Origin of the sequence: Ensifer adhaerens (assembly GCF_013283195.1) — a bacterium.
Lineage (GTDB): Bacteria > Pseudomonadota > Alphaproteobacteria > Rhizobiales > Rhizobiaceae > Ensifer > Ensifer adhaerens_G.
On the sequence record NZ_JABEKT010000001.1, the window covers coordinates 1,035,604 to 1,050,688 of the forward strand.

Consider the following 15,085-nt stretch of genomic DNA (forward strand, 5'->3'; position numbering starts at 1 on the left):
ATAGCCTCCAATGGATATGAACGAAATCAAAGAGATCTTCTTCCAGGAATGCGAGGAACAACTCGCCGAACTGGAATCGGGTCTGCTGAAGCTCAATGATGGCGACCGCGATCCGGAAACGGTCAATGCCGTGTTTCGCGCGGTGCACTCGATCAAGGGTGGCGCCGGTGCTTTCGGGCTCGACGACCTCGTCTCCTTCGCTCACGTGTTCGAGACGACACTTGATTGCGTTCGTTCCAACAGGCTCGATCCCGGCCCCGAGGTTCTGAAGGTGATGCTGAAGTCGGCCGACGTGCTGGCCGACCTGACGAACGCTGCCCGCGACGGCGGCAGTGTCGACGAGGCGCGCAGCCGCCAGCTGATCAAGGAGCTCGAGGCGCTCGCCAATGGCGAAGTGCCCCAGGCATCGGCCGTTGCCGAGCCGGTTGCCCCGGTTTCCAAGGCAGCGCCGGTTGCCGTAGCACCGGTCGTCAACGACGAAGGCTTCCAGCCTGTCGCCTTCTCCTTCGACGATTTCGAGACGGACGAGCCGGCCTCGATGGAGATGCCGACCTACGAGATCGTTTTCAAGCCGAAGTCCGATCTCTACGCCAAGGGCAACGACGCCACTTTGCTTCTGCGCGACCTCTCGCGCCTTGGCGAGATGAGCATCCATTGCGACATGGACACGCTTCCGTCGCTTGATCGCCTGAGCCCGGAAACGGCCTACTTCTCCTGGAAGGTGTCGCTGAAGACGGACAAGGGTGAAGACGCGATCCGCACCGTGTTCGAATTCGCCGAGTGGGATTGCGACCTCGATGTTTCGCTGGTCTCGGGCGAGACCGCGCCTGTCGGCGAGGAGCTGCCGATGCAGCCGGTACCGTTCGATTTGTCGATCCTCGACGACGAGCCGGTAGGCCCGATCGGCGTGATCGAGGAAGAAGAGCAACTGGCCGCACAGCAGGAGATCCGCAACGCGGCCGTCGCTGCTGCCGGTACCGCCAGCAATGTGTTGCAGATGGCCCAGTCCGCCGCCCGCGCGCCCGCTGAAAAATCGGCCGGCGCCGCCGCCAGCGCCGCTGCGCAATCCGCAGCCGCGCAACAGGCAGCAGCATCTGCCGCCACTCCGACCATCCGCGTCGATCTCGATCGCGTCGACCGCCTGATCAACCTCGTCGGCGAACTCGTGATCAACCAGGCAATGCTGTCGCAGAGCGTGGTCGAAAACGACGCCAACGGCACCTCGTCGATCAACATGGGCCTCGAAGAGCTGCAACAGCTCACCCGCGAGATCCAGGACTCGGTGATGGCGATCCGCGCGCAGCCGGTAAAGCCGGTGTTCCAGCGCATGTCGCGCATCGTTCGCGAAATCGCCGACATGACCGGCAAGTCTGTCCGTCTCATCACCGAGGGTGAAAACACCGAAGTCGACAAGACGGTCATCGACAAGCTGGCCGAACCGCTGACGCACATGATCCGCAATGCCGTCGACCACGGCCTTGAAACGCCCGAGAAGCGACTTGCCGCCGGCAAGAGCGCCGAAGGCACCGTGCGCCTGACCGCAAAGCATCGTTCTGGCCGCATCGTCATCGAGCTTGCCGACGACGGCGCCGGCATCAACCGCGAGAAGGTGCGCCAGAAGGCGATCGACAATGACCTGATCGCCGCCGACGCCAATCTATCCGATGAGGAGATCGACAACCTGATCTTCCACGCCGGCTTCTCGACGGCCGACAAGATCTCTGACATTTCCGGCCGCGGCGTCGGCATGGACGTGGTCAAGCGTTCGATCCAGGCGCTCGGCGGCCGCATCAACATCTCGTCGAAGCCCGGCCATGGCTCGGTCTTCACCATGAGCCTGCCGCTGACGCTGGCCGTGCTCGACGGCATGGTGGTCACGGTCGCCAACCAGACGCTGGTGGTGCCGCTGACGGCGATCGTCGAAACCCTGCAGCCGGAAGCCGCTGCGATCCATTCGTTCGGCTCCAACCAGCGGCTGATCTCGATCCGCAACTCCTTCTGCCCGCTGGTCGATGTCGGTCGCATCCTCAACTTCCGCGCCAGCCAGGCAAACCCGGTCGAAGGGGTCGCCCTGCTGGTGGAATCGGAAGGTGGTGGCCAGCGCGCGCTGATGGTCGACGCCATCCAGGGCCAGCGCCAGGTCGTCATCAAGAGCCTCGAGGCCAACTACACCCATGTGCCGGGCATCGCAGCCGCGACCATTCTCGGCGACGGTCGGGTGGCACTCATCCTCGACGTCGACACGATCGTGGCTGCTTCGCGTGGCCAGTCGCTCAAGCCTGAAATGTCTCTCGCTGCTGCTGGATGAATGTGATGACCTATGCCGCAAAGAATCTGACCACGGACGGACGAGAGCTGATCGCTTTCCGCGTCGGCGATCAGGAGTTCTGCGTGAACGTGATGTCCGTGCGCGAAATTCGCGGGTGGACACCGGCGACTGCGATGCCACATGCACCGTCCTACATGCTCGGCATCATCAATCTGCGCGGTGCGGTGTTGCCGATCATCGATCTGTCGGCACGCCTCGGCATGAAGCCGGCCGAGCCGACCGTCCGCCACGTCATCATTGTCGCCCAGGTGAAGAGCCAGGTCGTCGGTCTGCTCGTTGACGCGGTCTCCGACATCCTGACGATCACCGACGACAAGATCCAGCCGACGCCGGATGTCATCTCGTCCGAATTCGAAAGGAGCTTCGCCCGTGGCGTGCTCGCGATCGAAGGTCGGTTGATCTGCCTAATAGAACTCGAATCTGTCTTCCCGCAGGAAGAAAGGGAAGCAGCATGAGAAACCAGGCCGTTCTCGAACAGAAGCAGTCGCCCGACGAATGCCTGGCAAGCGGCGAGTATCCGCTGACGCGCCGCGATCTCAATGAAATCGCAGCGATGATCTACGCCGATGCCGGCATCTACCTCAACGAGACCAAGGCATCCCTGGTCTATTCCCGGCTGTCGAAGCATATCCGCAACCTCGGTCTCAAGGGCTTCCGCGAATATTGCCAGCTCGTCTCTTCGCCTACGGGTGCCGCTGCCCGCCGCGATATGCTCTCGCACTTGACGACGAACTTCACCCGCTTCTTTCGCGAGAACCATCACTTCGAACATCTGAAGACGGATGTTCTGCCGGAGTTGATTGCCCGCGCCAAGGCCGGAGGTCGCGTGCGTATCTGGTCTGCCGCCTGCTCCGACGGGCAGGAGCCCTATTCGATCGCGCTGACGGTGCTGTCGCTGTTGCCGAATGCGGCTGACTACGACTTCCGAATTCTCGCCACCGATATCGACCCGAAGATCCTGGCGCTGGCCCGGGCCGGCGCCTATGACGCCACCGCGCTTGAGACAGTCAATCCGGCCATGCGCAAGCAATGGTTCGACGAGGTCAATGCCGGCGGCCGCTTCAAGTGGCAGATCGACGATCGCGTCAAGCGGCTCATCACCTTCAACGAACTGAACCTGATGGCGCAATGGCCGTTCAAGGGGCCGTTCGACGTCATCTTCTGCCGCAACGTGGTGATCTATTTCGACGAGCCGACACAGATGAAGATCTGGTCGCGCTTTGCCGGCATGCTCGGCACCAACGGCCATCTCTACATCGGTCATTCCGAGCGCGTGTCGGGCGACGCCAAGTCGCAGTTCGACAACATCGGCATCACCACCTACCGCCATACCGGCAAGTTTCATGGAGGACGGGTATGACAGCACCCGCTCGCGTTCTCGTCGTCGATGACTCGGCCACCATGCGTGGCCTGATCACCGCAGTTCTCAATTCCGATCCGGGTGTAACCGTCGTCGGCCAGGCGGCCGATGCGATGGAAGCGCGCCAGGCGATTAAGCAGCTCGATCCTGATGTCGTCACCCTCGACATCGAGATGCCGAACATGAATGGCCTGGAATTCCTCGACAAGATCATGCGCCTGCGGCCGATGCCGGTCATCATGGTCTCGACGCTCACGCACAAAGGTGCCGAGGCGACGATTGCAGCACTTGAAATCGGTGCGTTCGACTGCGTCGGAAAGCCCCTTCCGGGCGACCCCAACCCTTTTGCCGGTCTCGTCGACAAGGTAAAGGCGGCCGCGCGCTCGCAGCGCAAGTTCATCATCACCGGCAACAAGACGGCCGCACCCGCTGCAGCCAATGCCAATGGTGCTTCTGATTATCGGGCCGGCCGCAAGATCATCGCGATCGGTGCCTCCACCGGCGGCGTCGAGGCGCTGATCACCGTGCTGCAGAAATTCCCGGCGAACTGCCCGCCGACGGTGATCACGCAGCACATGCCGCACACCTTTACCAAGAGCTTCGCCGAGCGGCTCAACCGCCTGTGCGCACCAACGGTACAGGAAGCAACCGATGGCGCGCGGCTGGAAATCGGCAAGGTCTATCTGGCTCCAGGTGGCGAGCGCCACCTCCAGGTCGCCAATCCGACAGCACCCTGCTGCCGTCTGGTCGACCGCGATCCCGTCAACGGTCATCGTCCTTCGGTCGACGTGCTGTTCGATTCGGTCGCCGAACTTGCCGGTCGCAACGCGATCGGCGTCATTCTGACCGGCATGGGCCGTGACGGCGCATCCGGTCTCCTGAAAATGCGGCATGCCGGAGCAAAGACCTTCGGCCAGAACGAAAAGACATGTGTCGTCTACGGCATGCCGAGAGTTGCATATGAATTGGGTGCCGTCGAAACGCAGCTCCCCCTCGGTTCCATCGGGGAAGAGATACTGAAGACAGCGGCGCTCCGGAAGGAAGGAAGCGAATAATGTCCATCGCCGAAAAAATAAAAGTACTGATCGTCGACGATCAGGTCACGAGCCGCCTGCTTCTGGGCGACGCCTTGCAGCAGCTGGGCTTCAAGCAGATCACGGCTGCTGGTGACGGGGAACAGGGTATGAAGATCATGGCCCAGAACCCGCATCACCTCGTCATCTCCGACTTCAACATGCCGAAAATGGACGGCCTTGGCCTGCTCCAGGCCGTGCGCTCCAACCCGGCAACGAAGAAGGCCGCATTCATCATCCTGACGGCGCAGGGCGACCGCGCGCTGGTCCAGAAGGCGGCCGCGCTGGGGGCGAACAACGTGCTGGCAAAGCCGTTCACCATCGAAAAGATGAAGGCCGCCATCGAAGCCGTATTTGGGGCATTGAAATGAACATGGAAGCCGGCGGCAAGCGCGTGCATGTCATCCAGGGCGAGTACAAGGTCTTCAACGATCCCAATGTGGTGTTGTCGACCATTCTCGGTTCCTGCGTGGCAGCCTGCATGCGCGATCCCGTGGTCGGAGTCGGCGGCATGAATCATTTCCTGCTGCCGGGATCGGCGTCATCGCCCGCTTCCGGCGGCGACGCTACCCGCTACGGTGTTCATCTCATGGAGCTGTTGATCAACGGCCTGCTGAAGCAGGGCGCTCGCCGCGATCGACTCGAAGCCAAGATCTTCGGCGGTGCCAAGACGATCGCGCGGTTCTCGAATGTCGGCGAACAGAACGCCGCCTTTGCCCGCCAGTTCCTGCTCGACGAAGGCATTCGCATCGTCGGTGAGAGCACGGGCGGCGAACACGGCCGCAAGCTCGAATACTGGCCGTCTTCGGGGCGCGCCCGACAGTACGCACTGACTGGCGTGGAAACCCAGCGCACCGTGCAGCTGGAAGAGCGTCCGGTGGTGGCACCGCGTCCGGTCGAAAGCTCCATCGAATTCTTCTGATCCTGCGGGGGGTGTCCCGCAGGCCGACCATACACCTGCGCTATCGCTGGAATAACCACGTGAGAAACGACAATGCAGACTGACTACCAGGGCCACATGCCACACGTGGAAGAATCACTGCCCGAAGTGCTGATGCGCGTGGTCACCGAGCTTCACGACGTCGCTTATCTCATCGAACGGATCGAGCCGCAGCTGCTCGGTGGTCGAGGCGCCTCGGCGCTGGACAGCCCCGAAGAGATGATGGTGCTGCAGGGCATCGATCTGGCCGTGCAGAAGACCCGTGGACTTGCCGAGTTCATCGATACGATCACGGCGGCGATCCCTGATACCTGCCTCGTCGACGTCACGACCGCCGTCAATCTGGTCAAGCTCGCCGACATGAAGAAGGCGCTCGGCAACGGCATGTTGCGTCACGGCCATTCTCAGCCGCTGACGAAAGCGGCGGGCGACTTCGAAGTGTTCTAGGTCGCCGCGCGTTCGGAAGAGCGCGCCAAGGACGTTTCGGCACTTTCGTGCCAGCGCATCCTGTCCGCCTTCGGTGGATCCGCTCGAAGGCGGGATGCTCGAGAGCATTTCCAGGAAGCGCGCGAGGCGGCTTTCCACCAGGAGATGTTAAAAAACAAAGGGATAGAACGTCCCCACGCCCCCGTTCAAGACGGAGGCGCACCCGCGATCGAAACCGTATCGATCTTCGATACAGCCAGAATTCTCTACAGCGATATCCCCCGAATTCGCCGAAACTGTCGACAAAAGCCAAGTTCGCACAAGTTTCGTTTCCTACGGTCCCGATCGGGGCTGATGGATTCGTGTGTATTGCAAGCCGTTACGGGGCACACGACACCCATCAAACCCGAATGTTGGAACTGCGCAGGGCGCTCGTCGGATGACCGGCTTGAACGTTCTGCGATACTGGGTGCGGAAACAGAATGAGTCTGTTGAATCAATTTTCGATGTTCACGAAGAACCTCGCCGGGCTGGGGCAAGGCAAGCTGATAGCGCTGGCCGCCGCCGGCATTATCGCTGTCGGCATGGTCCTGGGCGCCGGCATCTACGTCAACAGGCCATCGTTCGAGACGCTCTATGTCGGGCTCGAGCGAAGTGACGTCACTCAAATCAGCATTGCGCTTGCAGAAGCCAATATCGACTTCAATGTCGGTGCCGATGGTGGCAGCATCCAGGTTCCCGTCGGCATGACCGGCAAGTCCCGTCTGCTGCTCGCCGAGCGCGGCCTGCCGAGCAGCGCCAATGCCGGCTATGAACTCTTCGACAATGTCGGCTCGCTCGGCCTGACCTCCTTCATGCAGGAAGTCACCCGGGTTCGCGCGCTTGAAGGCGAAATCGGACGCACCATCCAACAGATCTCCGGTATCGCCGCTGCCCGCGTCCACATCGTCATGCCCGAGCGCGGCAGCTTCCGTAAGGCAGACCAGAACCCGACCGCCTCGGTGATGATCCGTGCCAGCGCCACGGTCGGCCGCAATGCCGCAGCCTCCATCCGCCATCTCGTCGCCTCGTCCGTACCGGGGCTCGATGTCGATGACGTGACCATTCTCGATTCGACCGGTCAGCTTCTCGCCTCGGGCGACGATCCGGCCAACAGCGCCCTCAACCAGTCTCTGGGTGTGGTTCAGAACGTCCAGACCGAGCTTGAGAAGAAGATCGACAACGCGCTCGCTCCATTCCTCGGCATGGACAACTTCCGCACCAGCGTCACGGCACGCCTCAACACCGACACGCAACAGATCCAGGAGACGATGTTCGATCCGGAATCGCGAGTCGAGCGTTCCACCCGCGTCACCAAGGAAGAGCAGAAGTCCAGCCAGCAGCAGCCGGACAACGCTGCGACCGTGCAGCAGAACATTCCTCAGGCCGCCCCGAAGGGTGGCGCCGGCCCGCAGTCGAGCGACCAGGCAGAGAAAAAGGAAGAGCAGACCAACTACGAGATCAACAGCAAGACGATCGCGACCGTGAAGAACAGCTACACGGTCGAGCGCCTGTCGATTGCCGTGGTCGTCAATCGTGGTCGCATTGCCGCCATGGTCGGCGAGCCCGTCGATCAAGCCAAGGTCGACGCCTACCTGCAGGAGATGCAGAAGATCGTGTCGTCCGCCGCCGGCATCGATGCGAACCGCGGCGATGTGGTGACCCTCAACGCAATGGACTTCGTCGAGACGCAGCTGCTCGACCAAGCCGTCGCCGGTCCGGGCATCATGGAGACGCTGACGCGCAATCTCGGTGGCATCATCAATGCGCTCGCCTTCGTCGTCGTCGCCTTCCTGGTGGTCTGGATGGGCATGCGGCCGCTGGCTCGCCAGCTTGGCCTTGGTGGAAGCTCCGGCCAGCTCGCCAATGAGTCCGCCGGTCTCGAACTGCCCGATTTCTCCCCTGCGACGGCAGGTGCCGGTGGCGCCCTCATGGACGGCTTCGGTTCCGACTTCGGCTTCGACAGCACCGACGACCTTCTCAGCATGGGCGAGGACGCCGGCAGCTTCAACCGCCGCGTCAAGGAAGGGCCGGAAAGGCGCCTTGCACGCATGGTCGAGATCAGCGAAGAGCGCGCCGCCAAGATTTTGCGCAAATGGGCGATCGAGAAAGCCGCCTGATTACACACGGAAATCGTCTGACAGGGGAAAATCCCGCCACTTCGGCGGGATTTTTCGTTTCCGTGGTGATGCGGATGCCATCATGTCCGGCGCAACTATTGTGCGAGTCTCTGCGGATTCTGCGGTCAGTCGCTCGATGCGCGGCAAGAATCGTTGATCATTCGTCAGAGTCATGGGTGTGGCCGGCGATCGTATTGCTTTAACGAGATCTTAATTTGTAGATTCCGCAGTCGCCGTCGACGTGCTCCAGGCGGGCTGGTTTACTGCTTCGGCCATGATCAATACATAGATAAATTGTAATATAAATTTGACTATTCGATAATAATCAATGTCGTACTCTGTTTTTATATAGTGAAAGACTACGGTTGTTCGATCAAACAACTGATGCATTTCCGCAACAGGCGCTGCTCTAAAGTAAAAAATGCATCTATTCGACGATTTTCCCGACTCCCTCGAGCGGCGGCATTTCCGTTGGAATTGTGCTCAGCACTGTATCCGGCGCTGCGCGAAATCGATGCGGCAGCGGAGCAGGGGCAATTCGAAAACAAAAACTCTTTTAAATATCAACGCTATGTCAAAACACATGCTGCTGGATGCCGGAATTCGGAAAAGCCGATGCGGCATCTTTGCGAATCGTTTCACGAAAGGTGGGTGAAGTAAATAGCGAGAAGATGGCGGTGGTTTTTTTTGAGGACGGATGTACATTTTTAACAGTTGATTCGCGTCCTGAATTGCGACTGGTGGTGATGTTCGGCTTGAGCCGGCTGTCGGCGGCGACAGTGCAAGCACAGGTTCCAGGGCGGTGAATCCGGCACGGGGGCTGACATCATGGACATTTCGCAAGCAGACATAACTGTCTGGCCTTTGCCGACAGCGTCGACACGCATACGCGGTGGTGGGCTCACACGTGACCAGTTGTTCCGGCGGCTGGGCGACATGGCCGGGCGCGCCAACCTGGGAGCCGGGCTTGCGGCCCTGACCGAGTATGTCGGCGCGAGCCATTACCTCCTGGCACGATACGATCTCTCGCAAGATAACGGCCTCGACTTCGTCGTCTGTTCCGATTGGCCATTCGATATTGTCCGGCGCCTTTCGGGCATCGTCACCGGGCTTCACGCCAAGACTACCGAGCTAGAGAAGTGCCTCTCGGTGTTGCAGCCGATGTTCTATTCGCTGCCCGACGACATCGATCTGCCACGCGGCATCAGCCGGGAGTATTGCGCGGTCACCTTCAATGTCGGGCGGCTGCGCTTCTCGTTGATGCTGCTCGTTCCCGAGGACGTGATCCTCTCGCAGGAGAATCTTCGCGATGTGACCTTGCTTGCCGGATACCTGGCAAGCTTCACCACGCGCGCTGAAGTGCGGCACGATCGCGACTTCGAACTTACCGATCGCGAGCTGGAATGCCTCTTCTGGATCGCCGAGGGCAAGACGAGCGAAGAGATCGCGGTCATTCTCGGGATTTCCCGCAACACGATCAACAACTACATCACCAGCGTCATGCGAAAGACGGCGACGCGAACCCGCTCCGAAGCGATTGCGTACGCCGTCCGAAACAACCTTGTCTGAGAGGCGAGACTGATGACCCATTTCCTCGCCAATGGACGTAACGACGACGACCAGCGGCACAGCCGCAGCGGCAGAGCGGCGCGCGCGGCGACGCTGATCACGCGGTTGCAGGCTATGCAGCGTCAGATCAACGCCAAGCATTTCGCTGTCCTGCGCCTCAATAGCAAGGGCATGGGCGCGGTGCGCAAGATGACCTGCGTGCTCGACAATTGGGGTGTTTCCTCGGAGGCGAATGCCCACGATCTCATAACCGTCTACGGCGAGGAACTGACGGTCCATCTCGATACGTCGCTGCTGCCCGTGCTTTGGAATGGCTCAGGCGAACACCAGGCGGCGGAGATGTCCGAGTTCGGGCACTTCGCTCACCGTCTGAAAGGCCGCAAGCTTCCCTATTCCGGTATCGCCTTTCCTGTGCGCCTGGGTGCGCAGGGCAACGGATACGTCGTCTTCGCCGGCAGCTATGTCGACGCGACGACAGAGCAGGTCGTCGACCTGCACGGCCGCAGCTGCACGATCATGACCGACCTTCTGGCTGCCGACGAGAAACGTATGGTGCAGGCCGAAACGCTCAGCGATCGTGAGATCGCTTGCCTGCAGATGGCGGGCGACGGCCATATCAGCGAGGAGATCGCCGAGCGGATGGGTCTTTCCGTCCACACCGTGAATGCCTATCTCGGCGCCGCCACGACCAAGCTCGATTCGGTCAACCGGATCCAGGCGATCGCCAAGGCCATTCGCCTCGGCTACATCAGCTGACGACACAGCGGTTCAGCTTGCCAGCGGCAGCTGATACGAGGTTATGAACTTCGCTTCCGCGAGGCTCTTTGCAAGAAAGGCCGTGTTCTCGTCCGGGTCGGCCGACGGATTCTGGAACGTGATATGGCTGATCTCGATGCCGGCCGTTTCGTTGCCGAGAGACAGCCGCACATAGATGGTCACGCCGCGAAGCTTGAGCTCAAGATCGAGCACGATTTCCGGCTCGCTGTCCCAGTCGAGATTGTAGTTGCCGCCGAGACCGAAATTGACCGCCCCGGGCAGGAAATACAGCTCGGCGGCCGATTCAACGAGGTCAGCAAGGCTGGCGTAGGATTCGAACCGCAGGAGAGCGATGAAGTCCGCAGCGTCGATGAGACGCAATTCGGTCGCCACTGGGCGGATCGCTTCAGCTACTAATTGTTCCCGTCTCTCGGAGAATTCGCACTTTTTCATCGGCGTTACGTCATCCGTTTTGGTTGCGATTGCGCGTGCACCCTGTGAATGAGTTCGGCGACTGCCTTGTAAAACACGGGTGGAATCACACTATCGACCGAGACTTGTGCAAACATGGAGCGTGCAAGCGGCGGATCCTCGAAGACGGGGATGCCGTTTTTCTCAGCAATTTCACGGATTTTCAGGGCAACCAGGTCCTGGCCGAGCGCAACGACCACCGGCGCGTCGCTTTCTTCGCGGACATAACGCAGCGCGACCGCATAGTGAGTCGGGTTGGCGATCACCAGCGTCGCGCGCGGCACGGATGAAATCATGCGCTTGCGCGCCCGATCGCGCTGCATCGAGCGCAGGCGCGACTTGACGATCGGGTCGCCCTGCGCCTGCTTCATCTCCTCTTTCACTTCCTGCTTGGTCATCATCAGTTCGGTGTACCAATGATGGCGAGACCAGAAGATGTCGGCGATCGCCAGAACGGCCGTGGCCAGCATGATGACGATCATCACCTGGTTGAGATCGGACGTCATCGTCGCAAAGATCGTCACCGGATCGGAGAACATCAGGTCGAGCGTGGCGAAATAGTCGTTCCAGAGAACCAGCACGACGAAGATCGACACGACGATGATCTTGAACAGCGACTTTCCGAATTCCACTAGGCCCTGAACGCCGAAGATGCGCTTCATGCCCGCCATCGGCGATATCCGGTTCATCTTTGGCTGGATGCGATCGAGCACCGGCCGAGGCAGGTTCTGGAAGATCGACGAGCCGACACCGAAGAGGATGAGCAGCACGAAGGCGGGAATGAGCAGTGCGGTCGATTTCCAGGCGAGATGCGTCATCAGCGCGACGACATCCGTGGCGTTGTTCAGCCGCCAGGCCTCCGGCTGTTCGAAAATGTCCTTGAGCGCCTCGGCGACCGTGCCAGCGCCATCGGCGAGGAAGAAGACGAAAAAGATATAGATCGCCACCGTCGAGGCGAAGGTCGTCGCCTCGCGGGAAAAGGGCAGATTACCCTTGTCGGCGGCGTCGGAGATCTTCTTCTCCGACGGGGACTCTGTTTTACTGTCCTTATCCTGATCGTCCGACATGCGACAGGAAGTCTCCCGACCGGTTCCACAAGCCAGCGCTGATCTTGCGCTGCCTGTAGTGAACCCGGAAAACAGGCCAGACAAGGGCCTCGTCGGGGCAATCATGCGGGGTCAACAGGAAATGCGACCCGCCGATCCCGCCAACGCAAAAACGCGGGCCCCGGGGACCCGCGTCATCGATCTGTGATTGGCAATCGTGCCTGCCTCTGGAAGCGTCCCCGGCGGCCGGGGTCGATCAGGCGGCCCGCGCTTCCTTGTCCTTCAACTCCAGCTGGCCGCTGGCGGCGAGACGGATCGCCTCCTGCGTGATCGAGCGGCGGGCAATGGCGATATCGCGCGGGTTGATGCCGGCGTCGCCCATGGCGAGATCGGATTCGATCATGCGGCGCTGACGCGCGCCGATCGAGGCGAGTACCGATTCGCGCAGGTCCGAGGTCGAGCCACGCAGCGCCATGGTGATGATGTCGGTCGAGACATCGTTGAAGAGCTGAACGCGGCTGCGCTGCGGCATGTATAGAACGTCGTCGAAGAGGAAGATCTTCGGGCGAACCTTCTTGGCGGATTCCGTGCTGAGCGTTTCGAGCGAGGCAAGCAGGGTGTCGACCTGCGGCTTGTCGAGTTCGTTCATGACCTCGGCGATCTTTGTCGGGCCGGCGGAGTTGCGCTCGGCTTCCATCTCGCCGATCATTTCCATGACGCGGTTCTCGATTATGGATGCCGCCTTGGGGCTGACGTCCTTCATGTTGACGGCACGCTTCAGGATGTCGGGTCGCTGCTCTTCGGGGAGCTGCAGCAGAACCTTTGCGCCGAAGCTCGAAGGCATCATCGACAGCACATAGGCGATGGTCTGCGGATGTTCCTTGGCCAGTTGCAGCGCGACTGCCACCGGGTCGCATTCCTGCAGTCGGTCCCAGATATTGGCTTCGTAGGACTGGAAGGTGGCGCGGCGGCCGAGCAGGCCGTCGACTTCATCCGGCGTCAGGCCTTCCTCGAGAATGCTCTCGATCGCCTTGGCGTTGTCCATAAGGCCCGCGCCCTCGGTGAAGAGGTCCTCGAACTCGTTGACCAGCGCTTCCAGCTCGTGGGGAGGGATGGCCCGCAGCGACTGCGCCGAGGCGATGATCGCCTGCAGTTCGCTCTGGGTGAAGAACTTCAGCAGCTTTCCGGCGACGGTCTTGCCCATCGCCAGCAGAACGGCCGCTGCCTTATCCGTCTGGTTGAGAGGCCTGGAAAGTGCCTGAGCCTCAAAACTTTCGAAATCCATCATGGATTCATCCCTCGCCCAATAATTGGGTTCTATGACTTCTTGCTGCCCTTGATCTCGATGAGCTTGACGCCGAACCGGGTGTCGTCGCCTTCGAGAACGGTAATTTCACCACGGCCGATAATGCGGCCGTTGACCATGATTTCGACCGGTTCGCCGATCCGCCGGTCGAGCGAAATCGTAGCACCTTCGGTCAGGTTCATGAGGCCCGATACCTGCATCCGGCTGGTGCCGAGAACGATCTGGACATCGATCGGAATGTCCATGATCAGGTCGAGATTGGCGGTCATGCCGCTGCCGGGCGGCGTATCGGTGACAGCTTCACCGGCATCGAACGTCGACGCGCCGAAATCGCTTGCACCGAAGCTGCTGCCGCCGCCGAAATCGGTGGAGGCCGGGGCAGCCGACAGGTCGCTGCCGAAAGTGTCCGAGCCGAAGTCGCCGCCAAAGGCGCCGAGGCCATCGGCAGGAGCCGCGAAATCGCCGCCGAATTCGGCGGTTCCGCCGAACGTGTCTTCGCTGCCGAACTCCGCGCCGAAACCAGCCGGTGCGTCCGTGTCCTTCTTGAGAACACCGCGCAGATCGTCGATCGCCTGGTCGAGTTCCATGTCTCCGACAGCGACTGCGGCCTGTTCGTTGATTGGTGCTTTCTTGGGTGCCATGTGCGAACTATTCCAGTTGAAGCTTGCCTCAGGCCTACTGCCTGTCGACGGCGAGCCGAATTAACTCATGATGTGGCGAAGGATGTCCTGCTCGGAACCGTGGGTATCCTTGACCCGCACGGTATATTTCGCACCCGAACGGCCGAACTCGCAGACGTAGAGGTCGCGGCCGTTGGCGTTTACGTCGACGCGAACGTCCTGGGCATCGTGGAAGGGAATGACGTCACCTGCCTGGAGACGGCTGATCGTCTCGAGCGTCAGGCTCTCCAACCGGATCCGCGCCTCGATCGTGACGGCGGAGCGACGAACCTGCTCCTCCATCTGCTCGGTCCATTCGGTCTTCTGCTTGCGGTGCTGTCCGGCGCCCTTTGGAAACACGACCTGCGTCTTCAGGAGCACGCTTTGCGGCACGATGATCGAGAAGGTAGACAGGACAGGACCGAACCCGATCGTCATGTCGATTGCCGCCGCATGCACGTCCTCGACCGTCGGGTCAGGTTTGCCGCGCGCAGCGCTGTTCTGTGCGCGCGCAACGATCGGCTCGAAGCCGCCCGGCGCGTTGACCGCGGTGCGCAGCACGTCGGCAATCTTCTCCAGGATCGGTTGGGCGACGTCGATTTCGATCGGGGAAAGCGTGCGCGGTTGCGGCTCTTCTATATCCGTCGGCTCAGCCCCCAGCAGCGCCTCGACCAGGGTGATAATGATCGGGCTGTCGCAGCTGATCTGAAAGTCGGGGCACCAGTTGCGCAAGGAGACGTCGCCGATCAGCACGCCGCTGCCGAGCTCGGCGATCAGATTGTTGCGAAGTCCGGTGCGGAAGCCCGCATAGGCGATGGCGATGTCGAGGCCGGTTTCCGCCTTGCAGATGTCGGGAAGGAACTCGCCGAATACGTGGCCGAGATCGAGTGCGACCCGGCCGATCGCGCGGTCGTCGCCAAGCGCGCCGGTCATGCGTGCCAGCAGTTTCCTGTCGAAGGGGTGAACGTTTGTTGTTGTACCTGACATCATC

16 protein-coding genes are annotated in these 15,085 nt (G+C 61.0%); 11 read left to right on the top strand and 5 right to left on the bottom strand.

Translation table 11 applies throughout. From position 1 onward, the window contains the following. Nucleotides 1-10 precede the first annotated feature (10 nt). The 11 genes from LPJGGPFB_RS04860 (at nucleotide 11) to visR (ending at nucleotide 10,612) form a co-directional block, all read left to right on the top strand. The gene (locus tag LPJGGPFB_RS04860) at nucleotides 11-2,308 is read left to right on the top strand and encodes a chemotaxis protein CheA (protein WP_173418979.1); all 2,298 of its coding nucleotides are present in this window, start codon (nucleotides 11-13) and stop codon (nucleotides 2,306-2,308) included. A gap of 5 nt (nucleotides 2,309-2,313) precedes the next feature. Next, complete coding sequence (locus LPJGGPFB_RS04865) at nucleotides 2,314-2,784, top strand: chemotaxis protein CheW (protein WP_173418980.1); 471 nt, start codon at nucleotides 2,314-2,316, stop codon at nucleotides 2,782-2,784. Then, on the top strand, nucleotides 2,781-3,689 hold the full coding sequence (gene cheR / locus LPJGGPFB_RS04870) for a protein-glutamate O-methyltransferase CheR (RefSeq protein WP_173418981.1): 909 nt from the start codon (nucleotides 2,781-2,783) through the stop codon (nucleotides 3,687-3,689). Before LPJGGPFB_RS04865 ends, cheR begins: the two co-directional genes overlap by 4 nt. Further along, entirely contained in the window at nucleotides 3,686-4,744 is a 1,059-nt protein-coding gene (cheB, locus tag LPJGGPFB_RS04875; protein ID WP_077504352.1) for a protein-glutamate O-methylesterase CheB, read from the top strand. The genes cheR and cheB overlap by 4 nt, the downstream gene beginning before the upstream one ends. Continuing rightward, nucleotides 4,744-5,133, top strand: coding sequence for a response regulator (locus LPJGGPFB_RS04880; protein WP_025425902.1), 390 nt, complete (start codon nucleotides 4,744-4,746; stop codon nucleotides 5,131-5,133). Before cheB ends, LPJGGPFB_RS04880 begins: the two co-directional genes overlap by 1 nt. After that, the gene (gene cheD, locus LPJGGPFB_RS04885) at nucleotides 5,130-5,684 is read left to right on the top strand and encodes a chemoreceptor glutamine deamidase CheD (protein WP_173418982.1); all 555 of its coding nucleotides are present in this window, start codon (nucleotides 5,130-5,132) and stop codon (nucleotides 5,682-5,684) included. Before LPJGGPFB_RS04880 ends, cheD begins: the two co-directional genes overlap by 4 nt. A 72-nt stretch (nucleotides 5,685-5,756) precedes the next feature. Beyond that, nucleotides 5,757-6,149 (top strand): chemotaxis protein CheT, encoded by a 393-nt coding sequence (gene cheT / locus LPJGGPFB_RS04890; protein ID WP_173418983.1) that lies wholly within the window; start codon nucleotides 5,757-5,759, stop codon nucleotides 6,147-6,149. A 461-nt stretch (nucleotides 6,150-6,610) separates the two neighbouring features. After that, complete coding sequence (gene fliF, locus LPJGGPFB_RS04895) at nucleotides 6,611-8,287, top strand: flagellar basal-body MS-ring/collar protein FliF (protein WP_173418984.1); 1,677 nt, start codon at nucleotides 6,611-6,613, stop codon at nucleotides 8,285-8,287. A gap of 593 nt (nucleotides 8,288-8,880) precedes the next feature. Continuing rightward, nucleotides 8,881-9,093 carry a hypothetical protein gene (locus tag LPJGGPFB_RS04900; RefSeq protein WP_173418985.1) on the top strand — a complete coding sequence of 71 codons (213 nt, stop codon included), beginning with the start codon at nucleotides 8,881-8,883 and terminating at the stop codon, nucleotides 9,091-9,093. A gap of 22 nt (nucleotides 9,094-9,115) precedes the next feature. Next, a complete protein-coding gene (visN, locus tag LPJGGPFB_RS04905; RefSeq protein WP_173418986.1) occupies nucleotides 9,116-9,856 on the top strand; it encodes a transcriptional regulator VisN in 741 nt (246 codons plus the stop codon). 12 nt (nucleotides 9,857-9,868) lie between these two features. After that, the gene (visR, locus tag LPJGGPFB_RS04910; RefSeq protein ID WP_173418987.1) at nucleotides 9,869-10,612 is read left to right on the top strand and encodes a transcriptional regulator VisR; all 744 of its coding nucleotides are present in this window, start codon (nucleotides 9,869-9,871) and stop codon (nucleotides 10,610-10,612) included. Nucleotides 10,613-10,624: 12 nt separating this feature from the next. Here visR and LPJGGPFB_RS04915 read toward each other — a convergent pair whose 3' ends face one another. From LPJGGPFB_RS04915 to LPJGGPFB_RS04935, 5 genes are all read right to left on the bottom strand, one after another. Next, nucleotides 10,625-11,065, bottom strand: coding sequence for a hypothetical protein (locus tag LPJGGPFB_RS04915; protein ID WP_173418988.1), 441 nt, complete (start codon nucleotides 11,063-11,065; stop codon nucleotides 10,625-10,627). A 5-nt stretch (nucleotides 11,066-11,070) separates the two neighbouring features. Beyond that, complete coding sequence (gene flhB / locus LPJGGPFB_RS04920) at nucleotides 11,071-12,150, bottom strand: flagellar biosynthesis protein FlhB (RefSeq protein ID WP_173418989.1); 1,080 nt, start codon at nucleotides 12,148-12,150, stop codon at nucleotides 11,071-11,073. A 235-nt stretch (nucleotides 12,151-12,385) separates the two neighbouring features. Beyond that, the gene (gene fliG / locus LPJGGPFB_RS04925) at nucleotides 12,386-13,417 is read right to left on the bottom strand and encodes a flagellar motor switch protein FliG (RefSeq protein ID WP_173418990.1); all 1,032 of its coding nucleotides are present in this window, start codon (nucleotides 13,415-13,417) and stop codon (nucleotides 12,386-12,388) included. Between the two features lie 29 nt (nucleotides 13,418-13,446). After that, on the bottom strand, nucleotides 13,447-14,076 hold the full coding sequence (gene fliN / locus LPJGGPFB_RS04930) for a flagellar motor switch protein FliN (RefSeq protein ID WP_173418991.1): 630 nt from the start codon (nucleotides 14,074-14,076) through the stop codon (nucleotides 13,447-13,449). Nucleotides 14,077-14,136: 60 nt separating this feature from the next. Continuing rightward, a complete protein-coding gene (locus LPJGGPFB_RS04935) occupies nucleotides 14,137-15,084 on the bottom strand; it encodes a FliM/FliN family flagellar motor switch protein (RefSeq protein ID WP_173418992.1) in 948 nt (315 codons plus the stop codon). Nucleotide 15,085 lies beyond the last annotated feature (1 nt).

What these genes read in the sequence shown, in the direction of transcription:
- LPJGGPFB_RS04860 (WP_173418979.1), top strand. Translation starts at nt 11, where the DNA reads ATGGATATGAACGAAATCAAAGAGATCTTCTTCCAGGAATGCGAGGAA.
- LPJGGPFB_RS04865 (WP_173418980.1), top strand. Translation starts at nt 2,314, where the DNA reads ATGACCTATGCCGCAAAGAATCTGACCACGGACGGACGAGAGCTGATC.
- cheR (WP_173418981.1), top strand. Translation starts at nt 2,781, where the DNA reads ATGAGAAACCAGGCCGTTCTCGAACAGAAGCAGTCGCCCGACGAATGC.
- cheB (WP_077504352.1), top strand. Translation starts at nt 3,686, where the DNA reads ATGACAGCACCCGCTCGCGTTCTCGTCGTCGATGACTCGGCCACCATG.
- LPJGGPFB_RS04880 (WP_025425902.1), top strand. Translation starts at nt 4,744, where the DNA reads ATGTCCATCGCCGAAAAAATAAAAGTACTGATCGTCGACGATCAGGTC.
- cheD (WP_173418982.1), top strand. Translation starts at nt 5,130, where the DNA reads ATGAACATGGAAGCCGGCGGCAAGCGCGTGCATGTCATCCAGGGCGAG.
- cheT (WP_173418983.1), top strand. Translation starts at nt 5,757, where the DNA reads ATGCAGACTGACTACCAGGGCCACATGCCACACGTGGAAGAATCACTG.
- fliF (WP_173418984.1), top strand. Translation starts at nt 6,611, where the DNA reads ATGAGTCTGTTGAATCAATTTTCGATGTTCACGAAGAACCTCGCCGGG.
- LPJGGPFB_RS04900 (WP_173418985.1), top strand. Translation starts at nt 8,881, where the DNA reads ATGCCGGAATTCGGAAAAGCCGATGCGGCATCTTTGCGAATCGTTTCA.
- visN (WP_173418986.1), top strand. Translation starts at nt 9,116, where the DNA reads ATGGACATTTCGCAAGCAGACATAACTGTCTGGCCTTTGCCGACAGCG.
- visR (WP_173418987.1), top strand. Translation starts at nt 9,869, where the DNA reads ATGACCCATTTCCTCGCCAATGGACGTAACGACGACGACCAGCGGCAC.
- LPJGGPFB_RS04915 (WP_173418988.1), bottom strand. Translation starts at nt 11,065, where the DNA reads ATGAAAAAGTGCGAATTCTCCGAGAGACGGGAACAATTAGTAGCTGAA.
- flhB (WP_173418989.1), bottom strand. Translation starts at nt 12,150, where the DNA reads ATGTCGGACGATCAGGATAAGGACAGTAAAACAGAGTCCCCGTCGGAG.
- fliG (WP_173418990.1), bottom strand. Translation starts at nt 13,417, where the DNA reads ATGATGGATTTCGAAAGTTTTGAGGCTCAGGCACTTTCCAGGCCTCTC.
- fliN (WP_173418991.1), bottom strand. Translation starts at nt 14,076, where the DNA reads ATGGCACCCAAGAAAGCACCAATCAACGAACAGGCCGCAGTCGCTGTC.
- LPJGGPFB_RS04935 (WP_173418992.1), bottom strand. Translation starts at nt 15,084, where the DNA reads ATGATGTCAGGTACAACAACAAACGTTCACCCCTTCGACAGGAAACTG.